General features: G+C 69.9%; 12 protein-coding genes. 7 read left to right on the forward strand and 5 right to left on the reverse strand.

Annotation, left to right across the window (positions count from 1 at the left end; all coding sequences use genetic code 11):
* Positions 1–161 precede the first annotated feature (161 nt).
* Entirely contained in the window at positions 162–635 is a 474-nt protein-coding gene (gene bcp, locus GD1_RS01565) for a thioredoxin-dependent thiol peroxidase (protein ID WP_053776119.1), read from the forward strand.
* Between the two features lie 44 nt (positions 636–679).
* Positions 680–1,297: a TetR/AcrR family transcriptional regulator gene (locus tag GD1_RS01570; RefSeq protein WP_020793435.1), complete on the forward strand. Its 618-nt coding sequence runs from the start codon at positions 680–682 to the stop codon at positions 1,295–1,297.
* Between the two features lie 27 nt (positions 1,298–1,324).
* Here GD1_RS01570 and acpS read toward each other — a convergent pair whose 3' ends face one another.
* A complete protein-coding gene (acpS, locus tag GD1_RS01575; protein WP_059035205.1) occupies positions 1,325–1,714 on the reverse strand; it encodes a holo-ACP synthase AcpS in 390 nt (129 codons plus the stop codon).
* Between the two features lie 2 nt (positions 1,715–1,716).
* Positions 1,717–10,944 (reverse strand): type I polyketide synthase, encoded by a 9,228-nt coding sequence (locus tag GD1_RS01580; protein ID WP_059035207.1) that lies wholly within the window; start codon positions 10,942–10,944, stop codon positions 1,717–1,719.
* 466 nt (positions 10,945–11,410) lie between these two features.
* Between GD1_RS01580 and GD1_RS01585 the strand changes: the two genes are divergently transcribed.
* The gene (locus GD1_RS01585; protein ID WP_053776118.1) at positions 11,411–11,842 is read left to right on the forward strand and encodes an HIT family protein; all 432 of its coding nucleotides are present in this window, start codon (positions 11,411–11,413) and stop codon (positions 11,840–11,842) included.
* Positions 11,839–12,645 carry an SIR2 family NAD-dependent protein deacylase gene (locus GD1_RS01590; RefSeq protein ID WP_020791972.1) on the forward strand — a complete coding sequence of 269 codons (807 nt, stop codon included), beginning with the start codon at positions 11,839–11,841 and terminating at the stop codon, positions 12,643–12,645. Before GD1_RS01585 ends, GD1_RS01590 begins: the two co-directional genes overlap by 4 nt.
* A 241-nt stretch (positions 12,646–12,886) precedes the next feature.
* On the opposite strand, the gene GD1_RS01595 is transcribed toward GD1_RS01590, so the two are convergent.
* The 3 genes from GD1_RS01595 to GD1_RS01605 all read right to left on the reverse strand — a co-directional run bounded on the left by GD1_RS01595 (position 12,887) and on the right by GD1_RS01605 (position 19,546).
* Positions 12,887–17,044 carry a PDDEXK-like endonuclease domain-containing protein gene (locus GD1_RS01595; RefSeq protein WP_059035209.1) on the reverse strand — a complete coding sequence of 1,386 codons (4,158 nt, stop codon included), beginning with the start codon at positions 17,042–17,044 and terminating at the stop codon, positions 12,887–12,889.
* 113 nt (positions 17,045–17,157) lie between these two features.
* Entirely contained in the window at positions 17,158–17,478 is a 321-nt protein-coding gene (locus tag GD1_RS01600; protein WP_059035211.1) for a rhodanese-like domain-containing protein, read from the reverse strand.
* A 295-nt stretch (positions 17,479–17,773) separates the two neighbouring features.
* A complete protein-coding gene (locus GD1_RS01605; protein ID WP_059035213.1) occupies positions 17,774–19,546 on the reverse strand; it encodes a DEAD/DEAH box helicase in 1,773 nt (590 codons plus the stop codon).
* A 257-nt stretch (positions 19,547–19,803) separates the two neighbouring features.
* Between GD1_RS01605 and GD1_RS01610 the strand changes: the two genes are divergently transcribed.
* The 3 genes from GD1_RS01610 to GD1_RS01620 all read left to right on the forward strand — a co-directional run bounded on the left by GD1_RS01610 (position 19,804) and on the right by GD1_RS01620 (position 24,277).
* A complete protein-coding gene (locus GD1_RS01610; RefSeq protein ID WP_059035215.1) occupies positions 19,804–21,600 on the forward strand; it encodes an AMP-dependent synthetase/ligase in 1,797 nt (598 codons plus the stop codon).
* A gap of 149 nt (positions 21,601–21,749) precedes the next feature.
* Positions 21,750–23,081: an OpgC domain-containing protein gene (gene opgC, locus GD1_RS01615; protein WP_083533785.1), complete on the forward strand. Its 1,332-nt coding sequence runs from the start codon at positions 21,750–21,752 to the stop codon at positions 23,079–23,081.
* The gene (locus GD1_RS01620) at positions 23,078–24,277 is read left to right on the forward strand and encodes a trans-sulfuration enzyme family protein (protein ID WP_059035217.1); all 1,200 of its coding nucleotides are present in this window, start codon (positions 23,078–23,080) and stop codon (positions 24,275–24,277) included. The genes opgC and GD1_RS01620 overlap by 4 nt, the downstream gene beginning before the upstream one ends.
* Positions 24,278–24,299 lie beyond the last annotated feature (22 nt).

A 24,299-nucleotide genomic window follows, 5' to 3' on the forward strand; every position in this document is an offset into this window, starting at 1 on the left:
CAGAGAGATGAAAAGGTTGGCGAGACGCCCTGTCACATCCGCCCGACACACCAAGGGCCGGGCGAAGACACCCGGCTCGAGGCACAGCACAGCGAAATGCATCACAAGGCTACGCCATCGCCGCAACCGTACGTGGTCTCCGATGGGCTAGCCTGAGCGTCATGTCAGGTACTCAGCGTCTCGAGGTGGGCGACCGCGCCCCGGCGTTCACCCTGCCGGACGCCCATGGCAACCCGGTCTCCCTGTCCGACTACGCCGGACAGAAGGTGATCGTCTACTTCTATCCCGCCGCGTCGACCCCGGGATGCACCAAGCAGGCCTGCGACTTCCGCGACAACCTGGCCGAGCTGAACGACGCCGGGATCGCGGTGGTCGGGATCTCACCGGACAAACCCGCCAAACTCGAGAAGTTCATCGAGAAGGAGGGCCTGACCTTCCCGCTGCTGAGCGACCCGGAGAAGACGGTGCTCACCGAGTGGGGTGCGTTCGGCGAGAAGAAGCTGTACGGCAAGGTCGTCACCGGCGTGATCCGCTCGACGTTCCTGGTGGCCGAGGACGGCACCGTCGCCGAGGCCCAGTACAACGTCCGCGCCACCGGGCACGTCGCCAAACTGCGTCGTGACCTGTCGGTCTGATCCCCGACCGCGCACCCTTCCCACCGGATGAGCCCGCCAGTCACATGACCCCCCAGCCCCTGGTCCCCCGTAAACGACCGACGCAGGAACGCAGCAAACGCAAGTTCTCGGCGATGTTGTCGTCGGCGCGGGAACTGCTGATCGACGTCGGATTCGAATCCCTCACCTGTGAGGAGATCGCCGCACGCGCCGAGGTGCCGATCGGCACGCTCTACCAGTACTTCGCCAACAAGTACGTGATCGTGTGCGAGCTCGACCGCCAGGACACCGTCGCCGTGCGCGAGGAGCTCACCGAGTTCGCCACCGAGGTGCCGTCGCTGGAGTGGCCGGCGCTGCTCGAGAAGTTCCTCGACCATCTCGCCGCCCTGTGGCGAGACGATCCGTCACGGCGCGCGGTGTGGCTGGCGGTGCAGTCCACCCCAGCCACCCGGGCCACCGCTTCGGAGAACGAACTCGTTCTGGCGCAACAGGTCTCACGCCTGATCGCACCGCTGACCCCGTCGCAGCGCGACCGGCGCGACATGATGTCGCAGGTCCTGGTGCACACCGCCTACTCGTTGCTGAGTTTCTCGGTGCAGGACGGCCACGACCACGACGAGACCGTCGCCGAACTCAAGCGGATGCTCGCCGGCTATCTCCTCCTGGAGGAGGCCTCGGCCTGAACCGGCGGACGCCTCCCGCAGGCCGCATCACTCCTCGAGGATCGCCACGGCCGCGGCGCTGGGGCCGTCATGCGTCAGCGAGACGTGCACGCGGGTGTCCCGGAGGTGCTCGGCGATCTCGCCGGCCAGCCGGACGGCCGGTCGGCCCCAGTTGTCGGTGACCACCTCGATGTCGCTGTGCCGGATCAACGGCAACAGCGGGGTCCGCGCGAATCGGCTCACCGACCACGCCTTGATCACGGCTTCCTTGGCCGCCCACCGCGCGGCCAGATGCCGCGCGTCGTCGCCGGTGCCCGCCGCCGAGTCCCGACGCTCGCCGACCGTGAAACGGTCGGCGAACGTCGTACCCGGCTGGGTGAGTTGCTCGGCGAACTCCGGGACGGACACGATGTCGATCCCGATTCCCAGCACTGCCATGGTCAGCCCGCGTATCCCGGGGTGGCGTAGGCGTCGGTCGCCGACAGCCGTGCCGACGGGTCGAGCAGCAGGCCGGCCTCGGCGTCGTGCTCGTCGAGGGCCTCGTCGAAGCGGCGGTTCGCCGGACGACGGTAGGCGGCCTCGCCACCGCACATGGCCTCCAGCAGGCGCTGGTTGCCGTTGCGCTCACGCTCGGCGGCCGCGGTGCGGTAGACCTCGCGCTGGGCCTCGGGCAGGCTGGCGATGAACGCCTCCGGATGGACCACCGCGATCAGCCCGGACACATGCCCGAAGCCGAGGCTGGTCAGCAGACCGGCCTTGAGCGGGAACCGCTCCCCCATCCGCAGGGTCTCGCGCGGCCACACCAGGTGCGGGTACTCGCGCATCTTCTCGTCGACGCAGTCCAGGCTGCGGTTCGGCGGGATGACGCCGTCGCGCAGCACCTGGCACAGCCCGATCAGCTGGAAGGCCGCCGCACCGCCCTTGGCGTGTCCGGTCAGCGACTTCTGCGACACCACGAACAGCGGGGCACCGTCACCGCGACCGATCGCACCGGCCAGCCGCTCGTGCAGCTCGGACTCGTTGGGATCGTTGGCGCGGGTGGAGGTGTCGTGCTTGGACACCACCGCCACGTCGTCGGCGCCCACACCCAGTGCGCTCAGCGCGCAGGCCAGCGGCGAGTCGGTGGCACCGCGGGCCGCACCCAGGGCACCGAGGCCCGGGGCCGGAATCGAGGTGTGCACACCGTCACCGAAGCTCTGCGCCCAGGCGACCACACCGAGGACCGGCAGGCCCATCTGCGCGGCCACGTCACCGCGGGCGAGCAGGATCGTGCCGCCGCCCTGGGACTCGACGAAGCCTCCGCGCCGACGGTCGTTGGCCCGCGAGTAGCGGCGCTCGTCGATCCCGCGGGCGGCCATCTTGGCCGACTCCGCGGTGGCGGACATGTCACCGAATCCGACGATGCCCTCGATGCCGAGGTCGTCGAATCCGCCGGCCACCGCGAACAGCGCCTTGCCGAGGCGGATCTTGTCCACACCCTCCTCGACCGACACCGCGGCCGTGGCGCAGGCGGCGACCGGGTGGATCATCGCGCCGTAGCTGCCGATGTAGGACTGCACGACGTGCGCGGCGACGATGTTCGGCAGCGCCTCCTGCAGGATGTCGTTGGCCTTGGCCTCGCCGAGCAGCGTGTTGATGTACAGCTCGCGCATCGAGGTCATGCCGCCCATGCCGGTGCCCTGGGTGTTGGCGACCAGACCCGGGTGCACCCAGCGCATCAGCTCGCTCGGGGTGAAGCCCGAGGAGAGGAAGGCGTCGACGGTGGCGACCAGGTTCCACAGCGCGACCCGGTCGATGGACTCGACCATGTCGGCCGACACGCCCCAGCGGGTGGGGTCGAAGCCGGTGGGGATCTGACCGCCGACGGTGCGGGTGAGGGCGAACTTGCGCGGCACGCGGATCTCGGTGCCGGCCAGGCGCGTCACCTTCCACTCGCCGGTCTCCTCGTCGGCGACGACGCGGGTCTTGCCCGGCTCGGCCGAGGCGAAGGCCCGGGCCTCTGCCTCCGAGGCGACGGTGAAGGTGAGGTCCTCGTCGAGGAAGACCGAGGTCATCAGCGGCGAGGTGTTGTCGATCATCGCACCGTCGTCGGCGTAGCGGCGGATACCGCAGCGCTCGACCACCGCATCGTGGTACCGCTCGGCGATCTCCGACTCCGCGACCGGGTCACCGGACTCGGTGTCGTACCAGCCCGGCTTGGGCGCGGTGTCCCAGTTGATCATGCCGGTGTTCCAGGCGAGTTCCAGAACACCTGCGGCGCTGAGCTTCTCGTCGACCTCCATCTCGAAGCGGGTGCGCGCCGAGCCGTACGGCCCGAGCTCACCGGCGCCGACGATCACCACGAGGTCCTCGGGGCGGGCGTCGATCGGCGCCCACTCCGGACGCAGTCCCTGCTTGGCGCGGGCCGGTGCCGGCAGCGCCGCGACGGTGATCTGCTCGTCGGCGTCGACGGCCTCATCGGTGTCGGGGCCGGCGGCGTCGGCGGCCTGCGAGGCCAGCGCCTTCAGGTCGATCGACGGGTCGAGCCCACCGGTGAAGTCGGCGGTGACCGCGGTCTCCCGGGCGGTGGCGCGGGTGTTGGCCTCGCACAGCCCCAGCAGGTTGGTGGCCATCTCCTCGGTGGTCCAGGTGCGGACCCCGGCGGCCTCGACGGCGTCGACGAGCCCGTCGTTGTGGCCCATCAGACCGGTGCCCTTGACCCAGCCGATCAGGGCGTGGGCCAGCGTGGTCCGTGAACCCCAGTCCTCGGCGGCCCACCGGTTGGTGAGCGCGTCGAGGGCGGCCTTGGACTCGCCGTAGGCACCGTCACCGCCGAACAGACCGCGGTTGGGCGATCCGGGCAGCACGACGTGCAGACGGGCCGCGAGATCGTGGTCGGCGCCGATGTCGGACAGACCGGCGATCAGCCGCTCCACCGACCACAACAGCACCTTCATCTCCAGCTCGGCGCGACCGCCGGCGTCGGTGAGATCACCGGCGACGCGCGGGGCGGCGAACGGGAACAGCAGCGTCGGCTTCAGCGCCGGCTTGACCACCGCGGTGGTGCCGCCGAGGTTCTCGGTCTGCTCGCCGCCCAGCCAGGCGACGAGGTCGTCGATGTCGGTGTAGGAGGCCATGTTCGCCGGGGCCACCCACAGGGCGGCGTCGTGGCGGGCATGGGTGCGGTAGAGCTCCTTGTAGAAGGCCAGGCGACCGGAGTCCAGACGCGAGGTGGTGGCGACGACGGTCGCACCACCGGCGAGCAGGCCACCGACCACCGATGCGGCGATCGAGCCCTTGCTGGCGCCGGTCACCACGGCGACCTCGTTGCTCCAGCGACCGGTCCCGGGTGCCTGTGCGGCGGACACGATCTCGCCGAAGGCGCGCTCGTGCACCGGGTTCCCGGCAGCGGCGGCCTTGGCCTGCCACCAGCCGGCGTGCTCGGCGACGGTGGCGCCGGTGCCGGTGAATCCGGCCACACGGGCGTCGAGACCGGCCTCCAGTTCGGTGGCCTCGGTCAGCCAGATGCGGGCGAGATCCTCGCGGGCGCTGGCCCAGCGGTCGTCCACCAGCACCACCTTGGCCTCGTCGAAGGCCGGGGCGACGGTGCGGGCCCAGTCCGAACCGAGCTCGTCGCTGACCAGTGCGGCGATCACCGCGTTCGGGTCCTCGACGTTCTCCGGGGTGGAGAGTTCCTCGGCCAGGCCGAGCTTGGACAGCACGGTGTAGGCGGCCGAGGCCAGGGCCCCGTCGCGACCGGTGATCTGCTCGGTGAACTCACCCAGCGCAGCGGCGTCGACGGTGGCCCCGCCACCGGATTCGGCGGCCGGCTTGGCCACCGCGATCCCGCGGGCGGCACCGGCGGCGGTGACCGCACGGTCGATCAGTGCGTCGAGGGCGTCGGTGTTGGCGACCGCGCCGTCGAGCAGGTCACCGAGGTCGCCGCCACGGACGCTTGCGCCCTCACGGGTACCCAGGGCCAGGGCGACGGTGGTGTGCAGACCCCAGCCGGGGCCGAGCTGCCACACGCCGGTGACACGGTCGGTGATGTAGCCCTGGCGCTTGCCGGTGGGGCCGATCACCTTGCGGATCTGGTCGCCGACGGCGTCGGTCAGCACCGAGCCGAGCGGACGGTAGCCGCGGGCCAGGCTGCTGACGGTGGATGCCAGTGCGGCCATGTCGGCCTCGGCGGCACCGTCGATGGCGCCGAGCCCGAGCTCGCCGCCGATGTCGAGCAGCAGCTGGTTGCGCCGCGAGGACACACCGTCACAGAGTGCCTCGATGGTGTCGGCGGTACCGATCTGGTCGGTCCGCATCTTGGTCCACAGCGCGATCACGGACTTGACCGCATCGGCGGGGCCGAAGGCGATGTCGTCGGGACGCGGGCCTGCGGCCGCGGCGGGAACGACGGCCGGCGCTGCGGCCGGAACCGGTGCGGCGGTGGCTGTCTCGGCCGCGGGTGCGGCGTCGGCGGGCTCGTCGGCCTCGGGCTCCGGAGCGGAGTCCTGGGCCAGGATGACCGCGCTGTCGCGTTCGACGTTGACCACCTCGGTGGTCGCCGAGCCGTACTGGTCGAGCTTGAGGGTGTTGGTGGCCAGACCCGCCAGGGTCGGGGCACCCTTCACACCGATCTCGACGAAGCGCTGCACACCCAGCCCGTCACGCTCGGAGCCGGCGAACAGCAGTTCCTGGGTCTCGATCCAGCGGACCGGGCTGGCGAACTGCCAGGCCAGCAGCTCGATCAGCACCACGCGCAGCAGATCGCTGGGGCGTGCGGCCCACGAATCCCAATCGGCGAGAACGGCATCCAGCGGGTCCGAGGGGACCAGCGCGGCGATCTCGGCGACGAAGTCGCGGCCCAGGTTGAACAGGCGCGGCACCAGGTTCGGGATGTAGCGGCCGACCAGGATCTCCGGGTCGATCTGCTCGGGCAGCAGGGCGTCGAGCTTGCCGCGGAACTCCGGCACACCGGCGCGCAGCACGGTGGAGTGGAACGGCACGTCGATGCCGGGCACCACGATGAACGAACGGCGGCCACCGAATTCCAGACGGCGACGCTCGATCTCGGCCTCGAGGGCCTCCAGGCCCTTGACGGTGCCGGCGATCGCGTACTGCGAACCGAGCAGGTTGAGGTTGACCACCTCGAGGAACTCGCCCACCTCGGCGCCGACCCCGGCGACGAAGTCGGTGACCTGCGCGTCGTCCAGGCCGAACTGGCTCGGACGGATGGCGGCCATACGGTAGTCGCTGCGCCCCTTGGCATCTCGCGGGACGAGGTGGTGCATCGCCTCGCCACGCTGGAAGACCACCTCGAGGACGGCCTCGAGCGGCAGCACACCGGCGCAGGCGGCCAGGGCGTTGTACTCACCGACCGAGTGGCCACAGGTGATGGCACCCTCGACGAAGCCCCCGGCCTCCTTGAGCTCGGCGATCTGCGCGACACCCAGGGTGGCCATGGCGACCTGGGTGAACTGCGTCAGGAACAGCACCCCGTCGGGATGGTGGTAGGTGGTGCCACCGGCGACCAGGGTGGTCGGGTTGTCGCGGACGACGGCCAGGATCGAGAAGCCGAGTGCGGCGCGGGTGTGCTTGTCGGCACGGTCCCAGATCTCGCGGGCGGCCTTGGACCGCGACCGGGCGTCGAGGCCCATGCCCTTGTGCTGGATGCCCTGTCCGGGGAAGGCATAGACGGTACGCGGGGCGGCGAGCAGACCGGTCGCGCTCATCACCAGGTCGTCGCCCACCTTGCAGGTGACCTCGACGACCTCGCGGCCGGCGTCGAGACCGACGCGGTCGGCGCGCACGGTGATCTCGTCACCGGTGCGCACCATGCCCAGGTAGCGGGCGGTCCAGCCGAGCAGCGGACGCGGCGACGGCAGCGGGTTCTTCGCGTCGGTGGCGGTCACCACCTGCTGCGCGGCCGCCGACAGCCACATACCGTGGACGATCGGGTCACCGAGACCGGCCAGCTTGGCGGCCGAGGCATCGGTGTGGATCGGGTTGCGGTCACCGGAGACCGCGGCGAAGCCGTGCATCCGCGCGGGGGCGGTGATGGTGGCGATGCGCAGCGGCTTGCGGGTGGCCGACCGCTCGTCGTCGAGGGCGCCACCGGCACGTGCCGGGTCGGCCAGTTCGGCCTCGCCCAGGCGGCCGCGGATGGCGAAGCGCTCGGCCATCACCGCGACCGGGGTGTCACCGTCACGGATGTCGACCGACACCTCCACGACGCGGCCGACCTCGGTGTCGGCGACCGCACCGAGGGTGGCGGTGACGACGAGTTCGGTTGCCGCAGCCGGGATCTGACCGGTGACCTCGACGGCGTGGTCGAGGTGCACCAGGTCGAGCAGGCCCTCGACCACCGACAGTCCGGCGTCGGTGGTGGCCGCACCGATGACGCTGAAGACGCTCGGCCAGCAGGAGCGGACCAGGGTGTCGGGGACGGCGAAGCCGTAGGGCTGCGCCGGGGTGGTCGGGTGCAGATGCGCCGGCAGGGTGTAGCCGGTCACCGCGGCGTGGTCGGCGACCGAGTCGGGCTGCCAGGCGACGGTGGTGGTGGACACTCCCCCGGTGACCGGGGCGAGGGACCCGCCCGCGGCGACGGTGAGGATCTCGCGCATCGCGGTCGAGGCGTCGTCGGCGAGCACCCGCGGGGCGCCGCCGTCACGCAGGGAGATGTCGACCAGCAGCGGGATACGCACGGACGTACCGGAGATCGGCACGACCAGGTCGAAACGGTCCTCGGTGATGTGCTCGAGCACCGCGCCGGACGGCTCGTGCTCGGCGCGCTCGCCGGAGATCACGGTCCAGCGATCGCGGTCGCCGAGTCGTGCGATCGGGCTCGGCACCATACGGCCGGCCCAGTTGACGTCGTCGGCCTCGAGCACGGTGGTCAGCGCGCCGTCGGCCTCGACCAGTCCGGCCTGCTTGCGCGACTCCACCGGCACCGGGGTCTCCCCCGCCGCCGACAGATCGGACACGACGCGGGCCTCGAAGCGGTCGAGCAGGTCACCGACCGGCTCATCGACCCGGGTGATACCGGCGACGGCCACCGGGCCGGGGATGATGCACACGGCGTCGGCCGGGTAGCGGGCGTCGTGGGCCTGCCACAGCGAGTCGCTGCGCCACCAGCGGCGGACGTCCTTGTCGATCACCGGGACGAAGTTGACCGGCTTGCCGGGGGTGCGGCACAGCTCGAGGAAGAACGCGACGTCGGCCGGATGCAGCAGATCCACCTCGACCGACGGGTAGACACCGACGAGGGCGTCGATCGCGGCATGCGGATCGGCGACGGCGGTGGCCTCGGCGAACATGGTGGGGATCTCGCCCGAGTCCTGCGGGTTCATCCGGGCCTCGGTGCGGCGCAGCATGTCGACGAAGCGCTGCTGCCAGGTGATGTCGGCCCACGGGAGCTGGTCGTCGTTGGCGTCGCCCACCGCGAGGGTGGCGTAGCGGTCGAGCCAGGCGTGGTAGGTCATGTCGGCGACGTCGCCGAAGTAGGGCTTGGCGGTCGGTGCCATCGCGGCGATGATCTCGTCGCGGCGTTCGGCGACGGCGTCGGCGTCACCGGCGACGTCGTCGAGCAGGCGACCGCAGCGCGAGGCGGCGTTGTCGACCTCGTGGATGTCGGCGCCGAGCTGGCTTCGGCCCGAGGCCATTCCGGCGGTGGCGCGACCGGCACCGATCCACTCGTCACAACCGACGGTGTCGACCAGCAACTGCTTGACCTCGGGAGCGGTGGTGGCCTCCTTGGTGGCCATCGCGGCGGTGCCCACCAGGATGCCGTCGAGCGGCATGGCCGGGAATCCGTGCTCGGTGGCCCAGGCGCCGGTGAGGTAGCTGCTGGCGCGCTCGGGGGTACCGATGCCGCCGCCGACGCAGATCACGACGTTCGGGCGGGCGCGCAGCTCACCGTAGGTCGACAGCAGCAGGTCGTCGAGGTCTTCCCAGGAGTGGTGACCACCGGCGCGACCACCCTCGATCTGCACGATCACCGGGTGGTGCGGGACCTCCGCGGCGATCCGGATGACCGAGCGGATCTGCTCGACGGTGCCGGGCTTGAAGGCGACGTAGCGCAGGCCGGCCTCGACGAGCTCGTCGACCAGCGCGACGGCCTCGTCGAGTTCGGGGATACCGGCGGTGACGATCACGCCGTCCAGCGGGGCGCCCTGGGCGCGGTGCTTCTGCACGAGGCGCTTGCCGCCGAGCTGCAGCTTCCACAGGTAGGGGTCGAGGAACAGCGAGTTGAACTGTGCCTGACGGCCGGGTTCGAGCAGCTCGGTGAGCTTGGCGACGTTGTCGGCGAGGATCGCCTCGGTGACCTGGCCACCGCCGGCGAGCTCGGCCCAGTGGCCGGCGTTGGCCGCGGCGGCGACGATCGCCGGGTCGACGGTGGTCGGGGTCATGCCGGCCAGCAGCATCGGCGAACGGCCGGTCAGACGCGTGAAGGCGGTCTCGACCACCTGGCGTCCGTCGGGCAGCTCGACGAGGCTGGGCGCGAACTCGTTCCAGCGTCGGGCCACCTCGGGGATTCCGCCGGGGCTGAACAGGTTTCGCTGTCCGCCACGGGTCGCAGCGGCCACCAGGCCGACGCCCTGGCCACGGACCAGCGGCGAGGCCAGACGGGTGGCGAGGTCGCCGGGACCGAGGTCGAGGATCCAGGAGGCGCCGGCGGCGACGGCCGAATCGACGGTGCCGACCCAGTCGACGGTCTCCACCAGGATCTCGCGAGCGAAGCGGGCGGCGAGTTCGACGTCGATGCCGCAGACCCGGGCCCACTCGGAGACCAGGTCCACCGCGGCGGCCATCGCCGGGTGGTGGAAGGCGACGCTGACGCTCAGGTGGTCGAAGGTCGGGTCGAACGGCGCACCGCCGGTGACCTTGCGCTTGCGCTCGTCGGCCTCCTCGGCGGCAACCTTCTCGCAGTGGGCGGCGAAGCCCTTGAGGTGACGGGGGGCGCCGGACAGGACCACCGAGGTGCGGCTGTTGCGGATCGCCACGACCGGAGCGGTCTCGAGCTCGGCGCCGGTGAGACCGGCGCGGTAGTCGGCGAGGAGGGCGTCGATGCGCTCGGGACGGATGCCGGTGACCGCCAGCATCGGGGTGCCGTCGCCGGCGGTGGCCAGACCGCGACGACGGGCGACGATGGTGCCCGCGGCGCCGATCAGGTGCGCGATCGCCAGGAGACCGCCCTGACCGGATTCGGCGATCTCGCCGTTGACGCCGACCGCACCGGTCGCGAGGGTGCCCTGGGAGTGGCCGATCACGGCGGCCGGGGTGATCTGCGCGGTGTCGAGGCCCTGCTTCTTGAGGGACTCGATCGCGGCGAGCTGGGTCAGCAGGACGCCAGGCCCGGACAGGGTGAAGTCGGCGAGCTCGGCCTCGGCCGGCACGGTCTCTTCGGCGTCGAGTGCGTGGACCCAGGTCAGCGGGTGGAAGCCGTCGGGGCGGGCCATGGTGACCTGCTCGGCGACCGGCTCGACGAGACGCTCGGCGGCATCGACGATCGCCGCGATGCGATGCTCGAGGTCGGCGTCGATCACCAGTTCCGCGAGGGTCGGCAGCCATGCCGCGCCCTGACCGCCGAAGCTGATTGCGTACGGTTCGCCGCCGGTGAGGCGGTCGATCAGTGTCTGCGTGGCGCGCCCACTGTGGGCGGCGCCGGCTCCGGTGCGGTGGTGATCGACGGTCACATGGCCTCCTGATGGCTTCGTGATGTATGGCAACCCGAGCCGACCCCGGACATGCGGTATCGCGACCTCACCCGGGTGTTCGCCGGCCTGGCCCTCTGGTTGCACTGTTTTGCGAACGCGCCTGTTGGACAATCACTTCAGGGATCATGTCTCGGCTTCGAGACACCATCGACGTGTTCGTGAGCACCATCATGGCACACAAAAGTGAGGGATTCCTCATGTTCAGACCTGACCCCTCGGTATACTCACGAGTATTCCGACGGGTAACAAAGGCCTTTTCCGATCCCCTTTTTCACCCGCCGACAATCACGGCAGTTCACGGCATATTTTCAGCCACCGAGCGATCGCTCCGCAGGTCAGAGATGGTTCGTTATTTAATCGTTATGTGACGTGTGACACTAAATGAATGTGCTGGTGGCGGGCCACCGCGCACACCGTGGGCTACTCCCACGTAAGGTCATCGAACATGACCGACTGTGTCTTCTGCGACATCGTGTCGGGGACGTCGCCGGCCCGGATCGTCTACTCCGACGATCACGTCGTCGGCTTCCTCGACATCCGGCCCATCGTGCGGGGACACACCCTGATCGTCCCCCGGCGACATTCCGCCGGGCTTGCCGATCTCGACCCCGACGCCGGAGCCCGTGTGCTCTGGGCGGGCCAGAAGGTCGCCGCCGCGATGCGCTCGTCGGAGTTGTCGGCCGACGGGATCAACCTGGCGATCAACGACGGCCGCGCCGCATTCCAGACGGTCTTCCACACGCACCTGCACGTCGTGCCGCGCACCGACGGCGATCGGGTCCGATTCGTCCGCGGCCTGGTGGTCCGGCGTGATCCCGACCCGGACACCACCGCACGCATCCTGCGGGATGCCCTGACCGCAGAGGACCATTCATGACCACCGGCACCCCGACCATCCCCGACGAGGTGGTCGCGACAGTCGCCGACGCCGGCTGGATCACGGTCTTCAGCGGTGCAGGAATGTCTGCCGACAGCGGCGTCCCCACCTTCCGGGACGCACAGACCGGACTGTGGGAGAACTTCGATCCGGCAACGATCGCCTCCCCCGAGGCATGGGACGCCGATCCGGCGCTGGTCTGGGGTTGGTACCACTGGCGTGCGCATCTGGTCCGGGATGCCCGCCCCAACGCCGGGCATCTGGCCCTGGCCGAGCTGTCGTCGGTGGGCGCCGGCGACGACGAGCGTGCGCTGATGGTGGTGACTCAGAACGTCGACGACCTGCACGAACGTGCCGGAACTCCGGTACTCAGTCATCTACACGGCAGCCTGTTCGCACCCCGCTGCTCGGTGTGCGACACCCCCTACGACGGGCCGGACGCCGATTCGGCGGTCGAGCCCGAGGGTTCGAAACACGACCCGCGGCTCACCCCGCCGACGTGTGCGGTCTGCGGCGGGGCCGTCCGGCCCGGGATCGTGTGGTTCGGCGAGCATCTGCCCGCCGACGCCTGGGAGCGGGCGGAGAACGCCTTCCGTGGCGCCGACGTCGTCCTCGTGGTCGGTACCAGCGGCATCGTCTACCCGGCCGCATCACTGCCCGAACGAGCCGCGGCGTCCGGGGTCCCCGTGATCGAGATCAATCCCGAGCCGTCGGCCCTGACCGAGGTCGCGACCCACAGCATCCGAGCCGGCGCGGCCACCGCCCTACCCGCACTCGTCGACGCGATCCGTCGTCGGGGGTGACCAGCCGGCTCGACTCCGAGGTGGTCACCTCCGACACTCGGCCGACAGAGGTTTCGACACGCCTCGTCGCTCCGCTCCTCACCGGCTCAACCATCAACCGCCAACTGCCAACCGCCACAACATATTTTGATGGTTGAGCCGGGACCGAGCCCGAAGGGCGAGGACCCGTGTCGAAACCCGGTGACACGACGATGTCGGCGACCACCTCCGGCGGTGGCCACGTGCCGAGCCCGGCTGCCGGCTACTCCCCCGGCCCCAGGTCGACAGGCGCCCAGGGGATCTGCTCAGCAGCATCGGGGACGACGACCGACGTCGGTTCGACGCCACGAGCCTGCAGGGCGATCCACAGACCTTCCAGCGCGGCCTCGGGGTCGAGCTCGAACTCCGACTCGCGAATCCGCCAGAACTCCCACCCGCAGCGTCGTAGCTCGCGCTCGCGTTCCATGTCCGAGCGCGCCTGGGCGCCCGTCGAGGTGAACTCGTCGCCCTCACACTCGACCGCCACACGGCCGTCGGCGCCGGTCACCACCAGGTCGATGGTGCGGTTGTTGACCACCATCTTGGGGGTCACGTGATAGCCGCGGGCGGCCAGATGATCGAACACCTGCTGCTCGAACAGACTCGAGAACGGTTCCACGCGAACGTCGGTCGGCACATCGGTCGGCATCGGCGGCAGCGCCGGGCCCGCATTGGCCACCATGTAGCCGAGCAGTGACCTCCGCAGGTCACCGGCACCGAGATCGTCGAGCCCGATCGAGTGGAACAGCCACATCTGGTCCATCGCCCGTGACGCGGCGACGTTGAACCGGCGCTGGGATTCGGCGCGGGTCAACGCGGCGATGGCGCTGGGATCGGACACCACCATGGACAGGAACATCACACGACGCTCGTCGCCCTGGAAGTCCGGCGGGCTACCCACCCGGATCCGCCGTGCACGGCGCGTGGTCTCGTCGATCCGCTCGGCCAGGATCCGCTCGATCACGTCCACCTGTTTGTTGCCCTGCAACACCACGACACCGAAATCCCGGCCGTCGTACGCGGGGTCGGCGAGACAGGCGCACAGCGCATCCACGATGGCCTCGGCCTCGGCCTCGTTGGCGATCGATGCTCCCGATCCGGTCGCGGTACCGTCCACCGCCACCGTCCGGAGCGGGTCGAGTCGATCGGCACCGTACTGGCGCACCGGGATCAGCGGGGCGTCACCGTAGAACTGAGCGGAGGAGAAACCGATGATCTCCGGCATCGACCGGAAGTGCTCACGCAGCCGGATGAGGTGCCCGAATCGACTGCGCAGCAACGAGAACAGACTCGATCGCGGCGTCAGGCCGTCACGCAGGTAGTGCGGCAGGTCCGGCAGATGCGAGTCGAGGGTGGCGAATGCCTCGTCGAGGGTGGTGGCGGTCAATCCGTTGGGTGCACACTGCTTGTCGTCGCCGACGACGATCACCCGGGGCGCCAGCCACAGCAGGAGGATGCCGGTGACGTCGGCCTGACTGGCCTCGTCGACGATCACCACGTCGAAGCTGTTCTGGTGGGCCGGAACGGTTTCCACGACCTGCGACAGCGGCATCACCCACGCCGCGACGGCGTCCTGCGCCTGCGCCATCGCCTCGCGGGCCGCGGCGCGGAATCGGGGCGCATGTTTGCCCGAGCCCTTGCCCAGGCTGATCATGTGGTCGCGGTAGGCCTGCAGGGCCTGCACCTGGCCGACGGTCACCCGCGACAGGCAGGCCCGCCAGGCCCGCGCCGCGGCGAGCTGGGTGGTGAGCTGCGCGATGTCGGCCTCGGCCTCGTCGAGTGCCGCCTGGAGCACCACCTCGCCGCGCGGGTCGCTGCGTTCGGCGATCCAGGCGCGTGCGCGGCGCCATGCCCACGCACCGCTCACCGATCGCATCCGGGTGTCCCATGCGGGATCGCCGGCGGTGTCGGCGAGCAAGGCCATCAGCGCTGGAGCCTTGGCGTGCAACCGGAGTCGGAGCAGGTCGAGTGTGGTCTGGTCGTGCCATTGGGCATGCGCGGTGACGGCCGCACGACGGGCGGCACGGATCGCGACGGCGTCGCCCTCCGACAGCGCCGCGAGCAGGTCGTCACCCTCGGGTGAGGGACCCTTCTCGAATTCGGCGGCCAGTGCGTGGATGTGGTCGGCGAGCTCGGCCTCGGCGAGCAGGCCGTCGTTGGCAGCCGCGACGGCACCGGCCTCGTGGGCGACGGCGGCCACCTCGTCGACGCTGCGGGGCCGTGGACCGGCCGGACTGATCGCCTCGAGCTCGCGGACGAGCGCGTCGCGTTCGGTGAGCAGGGTGGAGATCCATCCCAGCTGGCCGTCGAGCTGCACCAGCCGGTTCAGCTGCGACGATCGCGATCCCGAGGTGTCGATCGGTACGTGCAGATCGGCGAGGACGCGATGGACCTGATGGATGGCGTCGACCACCGCCAGGTGATCGGCGACCAGCTGCAGGCCCGCGGCATCGGTGGGCGTCCGCCCGTCCACGGTGGCGGTGACGGCCGACTCCTCCACCGCGCGTTGCTGTTCGGACCGGCGAAGACGGCCGCGCCACTTCCCGCCGGACCGAAGGTAGCCGGCCGCGGCGGCGAAGATCGCGCCGTCGCCGGGCTGGGCGCCGTCCACGCTCACCGCGTGCGCACCGAGTTCCCGGTCACGGCCGGCGGCGTCGGCGATCACCGGTGAGAGCGTGGCGACCCGCGACCACAGGTGTGCGGCCTGACCGGCGAGCAACCGGTCTGCCATGTCCACCATCGTCGGCGGATACGTCTGGACCTCCCCCGCGGCGATCGCCAGGTGATCGCAGATCTCCTTGAGCCGCACCAGCCGGGCGCTGTCGACACCGGCGAGGATCGACAGCAGCGACCCGCCGGGACTCACCGGTTCGGCCGGGCGACGCGCGATGCGCGCGCAGATCTGATCGGTGGTGGCCGCGTCGGGCAGCAGCGCGTCGAGGTCGACGAATCGCTGTGCCAGCCGGTCGGGCTGGCCCTCGGTGCGCCGCAGCAGATCCAGCAGCCGAACGAACTCGGCGGTGTCCAGCGGCGGCACCGCGCCGTCGATCGGCCCGGGGAGCCAGTCGTACTCACCGGCGTCGGCGGTGGTCTGGCGGACGATCTCGGCTGCGGTACCCCGGTAGTCACCGGCCACCCAGTCGTGGACCTCGGTCTCGTCGCGACGCAGCTCCCACAGGCCGCGCAGGGCACGCTCGCGCCGCTGGACCGCCTGTTCCCGGCGGTCGGCGAGGTCGGCGATCTCGGCGGTGGCCACGCTCTCGGTGTACGTCGCCTTGCGCTCGGCGATCGCCTCCACCCCGGAGACCAGGGCGGAGAACCGGTCGCGGGACACATCGGCGGTGGACACGGTGAGCGCCTGGAGCTCCGGCGGCAGCATGTCGCGGACGACGTCGAGGGCGTGCGCCTTCTCGCTGGTGACCAGGACGCGCTGGCCCTTGGCGAGCAGTGCGGCGACGATGTTGGCGATGGTCTGGGTCTTGCCGGTGCCGGGCGGGCCCTCCACCACCACACCGCTGTCGACGCCGAGCCGCGCGAAGACGTCGCGCTGTTCGACATTGGCGGGCAGCGGATACAGGGCGTCGGCGACGAGTTCGTCGGCGGGCATCGCGCCGGCGTCGGCCAGCGCGGTGATGCGGTCGTCGGATTCGACCGGGGCGATCAGCTGGGCGAGTCCGATCGGCACGTCGTCGGAGTCGCGGAGCGCCGCGAGCATCGCGTCGTAGAAGTCGAGTACGGCCGAGGCGGTTCGTTCGCGGACGACGAGCGCGGTGGATGGCGAGGTGGTCAGATCGACCACAGCGGTGTCGACCTCGACTCGCTCGGCCCACTCGTCGACCAGTTCGGCTGCCTTGGCGTGTGCGGCGTTGGGCAGGGCGTCGATCTTGGCACGCAACCGGACCACCGGTTCGAGGTCGATGCCGTCGATCGCGGCGAGGAGGTGGGAGTCCTGCAGCACCGGGACCGACCCGGTGCCGAGTGTGATCCGGATGGCACCGGTCTCGTCGTCGCGCTCGCCGACGACCTCCTGGGTGAGCAGATGATCGCGGACGAGCGGAGCGGCCTCGGAGCCGGCGCCGGCCACCGTGACCAGCCCGGCGGCGAGCACGAGTTGTCGGGATTCGGGACGGGCGTGCAGTTCGTCGATCAGCGCCGACAACTCTGCGTGACCGTCGGCGTCGGCGTCTGCGGTGATCAGCACCTGCCCGCCGACCGCGCCGGTCCGGATGGGTATCCGGGTGCCCGACCCCACCGGGACGTACGCGGGGTGCTCGTCGAGGTCGCGGACGGTGACCGACCGTAATCGCACCAGGTCACGGAGATAGCCGAGGAGACGGAAGACCTGATCGCGACGCTCGTCGCGAATCTCCCCCTCGTCCATGGGGCCGCCCTCCTGTGTCCGACCAGCGGTGATGGGCTCGACCTATGGTCGAGCTTGATGTCTCACGCTACCAAGTCGGGATGGCGAGGGCCGAATACGCCTCGGTCGGGCGGTCAGCGGGTACGGCTGCGGAGGGCGCGGAAACCGCCGTCCACGTAATGCACGTTGGTGTAACCCAGTTCGGCGATCTGTTCGGCGATCCGCGGCGCCTCCGACGACACGGACACCACGTTGATCTCGGTGTCGAGGTCGTCGATCACCGGGAAGGTACCCGAGGGGGTCGGCGCGAATCGTGCGGAGATGTCGGCGGGGTCGACGACGACCGCACCGGGCAAGCTGCCCTGGTGGCGGACCACCTGCGGTCGGGCGTCGACGACGACGGCGCTGGTGTGGGCGAGGGCTTCGGTTGCCGAGATGGGATCCACCACTGACACTGGTGACGCTCCTGAAGTTGCTGGTCGATCGTTCGCAGGTCGGGACCGACTGTCGGCGGGTCCCGTTGGGTATGTCGTTGACACCCTCCACAAAGGTTACGGAAGAATCTCGAAACGCCCAACAGTGATTCTCAGAGTGAGACAAACCGGTGTCACCAGCGACAACGCCCGGTATCGGCCGATGTTCGCCCCCGCCCCGAGAAACACGACGGCCGACGTGCGCGGAGCACGTCGGCCGTCGAGTGGAACCGATCGATCAGCAGGCCGGCGGAGGACCGGGCCTGCGGGGTAGGTGTCAGCCGCGTCCGCGACCGGCGACCCGGCGGGTCCCCCGCTTGCCCCAGTCGCCGCCACCACGCTGATGGCCACCGTCGCGACCACCGGATCGCTTGGCACCACCGCGAGTGCGCGGCGCCCCCATGTCGCGACGCAGGTCGATCGGGTTCTTGCCGATCTTGGTGTCGCGTAGCAGGTCGAGGGTGTTGCGGTCGAGATTCTCCGGCAGTTCCACCAGCGAGAAGTCGTCGCGGATGCTGATGTTGCCGAAATCACCGCGGGTCAGGCCGCCCTCGTTGGCGATCGCACCGACGATGGCACCCGGCGACACCTTGTGTTTGCGGCCGACGGCGATCCGGTACGTGGCGAAGCTGCCGCCGGACTTGCGCGGCCCGCGGTCACGATCACGATCACGATCGCGGTCGCGGCGTTCGGCACGGTGCCCCTCGGGCGGATCCGGTGCCATCAGGAAGCCGCCGTCGCGGGTCTCCAGGGCCAGGGCGGCGGCGATGTCGGCCATCGCCACGTCCTTGTCCTGGGCGTAGTCCTCGACCAGCTTGCGGAAGGTGTCGAGATGCTCGGAGGCGAGGTTCTCGGTGATCGAGTCGGCGAACCGTGCCACGCGCTGGGCGTTGACGTCCTCGGCCGACGGCAGCCCGATCTCGGCGAGCGGCTGGCGGGTGGCCCGCTCGATCGCACGCAGCAGGTGACGCTCACGCGGGGACACGAACAGCAGCGCATTGCCCGACCGTCCGGCACGGCCGGTACGGCCGATCCGGTGGACGTAGGACTCGGTGTCGTGCGGGATGTCGTAGTTGACCACGTGTGAGATCCGGTCGACGTCGAGGCCGCGTGCGGCGACGTCGGTGGCGACCAGGATGTCGATGGTGCCGTCCTTGAGCTGGTTGATCGTCCGCTCACGCTGGGCCTGCGCCATGTCGCCGTTGATCGCGACCGCGGAGAAACCGCGGGCGCGCAGCCGTTCGGCGAGCTCCTCGGTGGCCTGCTTGGTGCGGACGAACACGATCATCGCGTCGAACGTCTCGACCTCGAGGAACCGGGTCAGCGCGTCGAGTTTGCGCTGGTGGGACACCTGCAGGTAGCGCTGGGAGATGTTCTGCGCGGTCGCGGTCTTGGCCTTGACCGTGATCTCCTCGGCGTCGTGCAGATAGCGCTGCGCGAGCCGGCGGATCGCCGACGGCATGGTGGCCGAGAACAGGGCGACCTGCTTGCTCTCCGGGGTGTCGGAGAGGATGCGTTCGACGTCCTCGGCGAAGCCCATGGTGAGCATCTCGTCGGCCTCGTCGAGCACGAGGTACTCCAGCTGCGAGATGTCGAGGGTGCCCTTGTCGAGGTGATCGATCACACGGCCGGGCGTTCCGACGATGACCTGCGCACCGCGGCGCAGTCCGGCGAGCTGCACGCCGTAGCTCTGGCCACCGTAGATCGGCAGGATCCGCACGTCGGGCATGTGTGCGGAGTACTTCTCGAAGGCCTCCGACACCTGTAGGGCGAGCTCGCGGGTGGGTGCGAGCACCAGGGCCTGCGGGCGTCGCACCGAGGGGTCGATCCGAGACAGGATCGGGATCGCGAAGGCAGCGGTCTTGCCGGTGCCTGTCTGGGCGAGACCGACGACGTCACGGCCGGCCATCAGGGGCGGAATCGTGGCCGCCTGGATCGGTGACGGCTTCTCGTATCCGACTTCGGTGATCGCACTGCGCACCTTGGGTGCGATGTCGAGATCGTCGAAGGTGATCGCCGACGGATCACCCGCGTCTGTGGGTCCGGTCATGCGTTGTGTCTCCCATTCATCGAGGACAACTGTAATGCTCGGACCGCGTGAAAGCCGCATCCGAGCTCCGGCCGGTCACGGCGAGCCCTCGATGTGGCACAACCCGCACCCCCGCCGATCGCCTCCGGAATCACGCCTTCCCCATGGTGTGATCAAAACCACTTGATTACTGCTACTCTCGGTCGCAGCAAAAACCCGGGGCGTCGCAGCACGGCGGCGTCCGCCCGATTTGCCCGCTTTTCGGATCAGGAGCGACATTGCAGCAATACACCACCCCGTCCGACCTGAACATCGACGACAAGGCCACGACGGTCGACGCGATCCTGCGATACCGGGCCGAGCGGCCGACCATGCCGCTGTTCAAGAAACGCTCCAACGGCGTATGGGTCACCGTCACCGCCAAGCATTTCGCCGATGAGGTCGACGCCGTGGCCAAGGGCCTGATCGCCGCCGGCGTCCAGGCCGGTGACCGCGTCGGCCTGCTCTCCTCCACGCGCTACGAGTGGACCGTGCTGGACTACGCGATCTGGCGGGCCGGCGCGGTCACGGTCGCGATCTACGAGACCTCGGCCCCCGACCAGGTCGGCTACATCGTGGAGAACTCCGGGGCCACGCTGCTGTTCGTGGAGAACGACACCCACCACGCCCACCACCGCGAGGTGCTCGACGCGGCGCCGGCGCTGCGCGAGACCCTGGTGATCGAGGGCGGCCCGGGCGAGGGCGCGATCAACGAGCTGACCAAGCGGGGTGCCGATCTCGGCGACGACCAGCTCGACGCCCGCCACGCCGACCAGCTGGCCACCGACGCCGCCACCCTGATCTACACCTCGGGCACCACCGGACGCCCGAAGGGCGTGGTCCTGACCCACGCGAACTTCCTCGCCGAATGTGCCGCCACCCGCGACGCGGTGGGCGCAGGCCTCGAGGAGGGCAAGTCGACGCTGCTGTTCCTGCCGCTGGCGCATGTCTTCGCGCGCGTCGTGGCGGTCGGCTGTGTCGAGAACGGCGTGATCCTCGGACACACCAACGACATCCCGAACCTGATCAACGACCTCGCCGTGTTCCAGCCGAACTACGTGCTGTCGGTGCCGCGCGTGTTCGAGAAGGTGTTCAACTCGGCCAAGCAGAAGGCCTACGACGGCGGCAAGGGTTCGATCTTCGACAAGGCCACCGAGACCGCGATCGCCTACAGCACCGCGCTCGAGAACGGCGGCCCGGGACTGGGACTGAAGCTCAAGCACATGCTGTTCGACGCGCTGGTCTACAAGAAGCTGCGCGCGGCGCTCGGCGGCAACTGCGAGGGTGCGATCTCCGGCGGCGCCCCGCTCGGCGCCCGCCTGGGTCACTTCTTCCGCGGTGTCGGCATCCCGGTCTACGAGGGCTACGGGCTGTCGGAGACCACCGCCGCGGTGACCGCGAACTACGAGGGCTGCCAGAAGGTCGGCTCGGTGGGCCGCCCGGTGCCCGGGGTGTCGGCGGCGATCGCCGAGGACGGCGAGGTGCTGCTCAAGGGGCCGGTGGTCTTCAACGGTTACTGGCACAACCCGGAGGCCTCGGCCGATGCGATCCGCGACGGCTGGTTCCACACCGGCGACATCGGTCGCCTCGACGACGGCTTCCTGTTCATCACCGGCCGCAAGAAGGAGATCATCGTCACCGCCGGCGGCAAGAACGTGTCCCCGGCGCCGCTGGAGGATGCGATCCGCGCGCATCCGATGATCAGCCAGTGCATGGTGGTCGGCGACAACAAGCCGTTCATCGGCGCGCTGATCACCATCGACCCGGAAGCCGTCCCCGGCTGGCTGGAGCGTCACGACCTGCCCGCCACCACCCCGATCGCCGACCTCGTCGACAACGCCGCCCTGCGGAGCGAGATCAGCGACGCGGTGGACGAGGCCAACGGCAAGGTGTCCAAGGCCGAGGCGATCAAGAAGTTCACGGTCCTGGCCACCGACTTCACCATCGAGTCCGGTGAGCTGACCCCGACGCTGAAGCTCAAGCGCAACGTCGTCAACGACGCCTACAAGCAGGCCATCGCCGACCTCTACACCTGATCGGACCGGTACCTCGGTACCCACCCGACCGCCTCGAGAAGCACCCGTCACCGACCACGGCCTGTGACGGGTGTTTCTTATGTGACGATTGGGACTCGGCAGTGAGTCGGTGTGCCCGATGCAGGGGCGAGGTCCTAGGCTCGGTGTCGATGAACCGGGACCTCGCGATCGACGCCACGCGCGGCCTGGCGATCTGGAGCATGATCACCGCCCACTTCGCCACCGGCGCGGCCATCGCCTCACCGACACACGCCTTCCCGTATGTGGACGGGATGAGCGCGTTCGTCCTGCTGTCCGGATTCGTGCTCGGCCTGGTGTATCACCGCTGGATCGACCGCCACGGTCTGCGTTTCGCCTACCGTCGGCTGACCAGACGGCTCGTCGTGCTCTACCTGTGCCAGGTGTTGCTCGCGGTGGTCGCGGTGGCCGCCGCCCTCGCCGGGCACCGGTGGCTGACCCTGCTGCTGCCCGTCGACGGCTGGGGTGACGGGCTGCTCCGGTCGCTGACCCTGACCTACCTGCCCAGCGGCGGGAACATCCTGCTGATGTACATGGTGTTCATGGCGTCGGCATTCGTGCTGTTCCCGGTGCTGATGCGGGGCGGGTGGTGGCTGATCCTGGTGGCCTCCCTCGCCCTGTACGTCGTGTCGCAGACCGCGGCACCGGACTGGTTCTACCTGACCGCCGACATGGCCGGTCCGCGCATCCAGAACTGGGCGGGGTGGCAGATCATGTTCGTCCCGGCCGTGGTGATCGGCTGGAACTGGCGCCGCTGGGATGTGGCCGCGCGGATCGATCGGCTGCTGCCGCTGCTGCCGCTGCTGGTGGCGCTGGCCCTGGGGGTGGCGCTCTCGTTCCATCTGCTGATCGAGGACGGCCCGCTGACACCGCATCTGGTGACGCTGGCCGACAAGCTCGAGTTCGGTCCGGCCCGCGCGCTCGGGGCGTGGGTGCTGGTGCCGGTGGTGTACGGCGTCTTCCGGCTGGTGCTCAGGTTCTGCCATCACGACTGGCTGCGACCGCTGGTGATGACGGGGACCCGCAGTCTCGACTCCTACGTCATCCAGGCCATCGCGTTGATCGTCGTGCCGATCCACGTCGCCCATCGACCGTGGAGCCCGCTGACGATGTCGGCGGTCGCGGTGACGGTGTTCGCGTGCTGCTGGGCGTGGGCGGAGTTCCGGCGGGCCTGCGAGATCGACAAGCTGCATCGCCTGCCGGTGATCGTCGTCGACGCGGCGTTGCCGGGCAGACGTCACTCCCCCGCCGATACCGCTGCCACCCGCGATTCCCCGAGTACCCCCGATTCCCCGAGCGCCCCTGATCCCCGAAGCACCGCCGACATCGCGGCCACCGTCACGATCGCGGCGGCGGACCCGGCCGCCGATCCCGCCGGCGAGCATCGCGGGCACCCTTGCCTCGAGTCCCGTCCCGCTGAATCCCCGTCTGCCGACGACCTTCCCGTAGGAGTGCCCCGATGAGTGACGCCGACCTGTCCGAGATCCTGCGTTCGGCCGGGGACATGACGGTCAGCGTGCATGCCGGCAACGACTCGAGCGGTCCGTCGGTGCGCACACCGATCACCATGGCGAACTCGTATCACCTGCCGCCGGAGCCGGAGACCGCCGACTGGTCGGGTACCGAGCAGCTGTTCTACACCCGCAACACCGGCGCCAATCAGGTCGCGCTGCAGGACAAGCTCGCGGTGCTGGAGGGCGGCGAGGACGCCGTCGTCCTGGCGTCCGGCGTGGCCGCCCTGCATGCGGTGTTCTTCACGTTCCTGTCCACCGGCGACCACGTCGTGGTCTCCGATGTCACCTACGAGGCCACCTGGAAACTGTGGTCGGACCTGATGCCGACGAAGTACGGGATCGAGGCGACCTTCGTCGACGTCACCGACCCCGACTCGGTGCGTGCGGCGATCCGCCCGACGACGAAGATGGTGGTGACCGAGGCGATCGCCAATCCGACGACCAAGGTCGCCGACATCGCCGCGCTGGCCGTGATCGCCCACGACGCCGGTCTGCTGCTGATGGTGGATTCCACGTTCACCCCGCCGCCGCTGTACCGGCCGCTGGCCGACGGCGCCGACCTGGTGGTGCACTCGCTGACCAAGTACATCAACGGCCACGGTGACGCGATGGGCGGTGCGGTGATCGGCGCCGGGGAGCTGATCGGGCAGATCAAGCGGCAGGCGATGGTCGACGTCGGCGGGGTGATCTCACCGTTCAACGCCTGGCTGATCGCACGCGGGTCGATCACCTTGCCGCTGCGTCTGGCCCAGCACCAGGCGACCGCGGAGACGCTGGCGCACATGCTCGCCGACGACGAGCGCATCGCCTACGTGACCTATCCGGGCCTCCCCGATCATCCGCAGCACCACCTCGCCCGCCGGCAGTTCGGTGGCCGCGGATTCGGCGGGATGATGGCCTTCGCCGTCGACGGGGATCCCGGGACACAGAACCGCTTCGTGTCGCATCTGAAGGTGATCACCTCGGCGGTGTCGCTGGGCCACGACGAGACGCTGATCGTGCACGTCGGCACCGACGGCCCGCGGGTGGCCGCCTACCCCGAGCCGTTCCGCACCTACGGGCATCTGCGGTTCTCGGTGGGGCTGGAGGATGCCGACGACCTCGCCGCGGATCTGCGTCAGGCGCTCGACGCCACATTCGCCTGACCGGCGACCGTCCTCCCCCGGC

It is taken from the genome of Gordonia desulfuricans NBRC 100010 (assembly GCF_001485495.1).
Lineage (GTDB): Bacteria > Actinomycetota > Actinomycetes > Mycobacteriales > Mycobacteriaceae > Gordonia > Gordonia desulfuricans.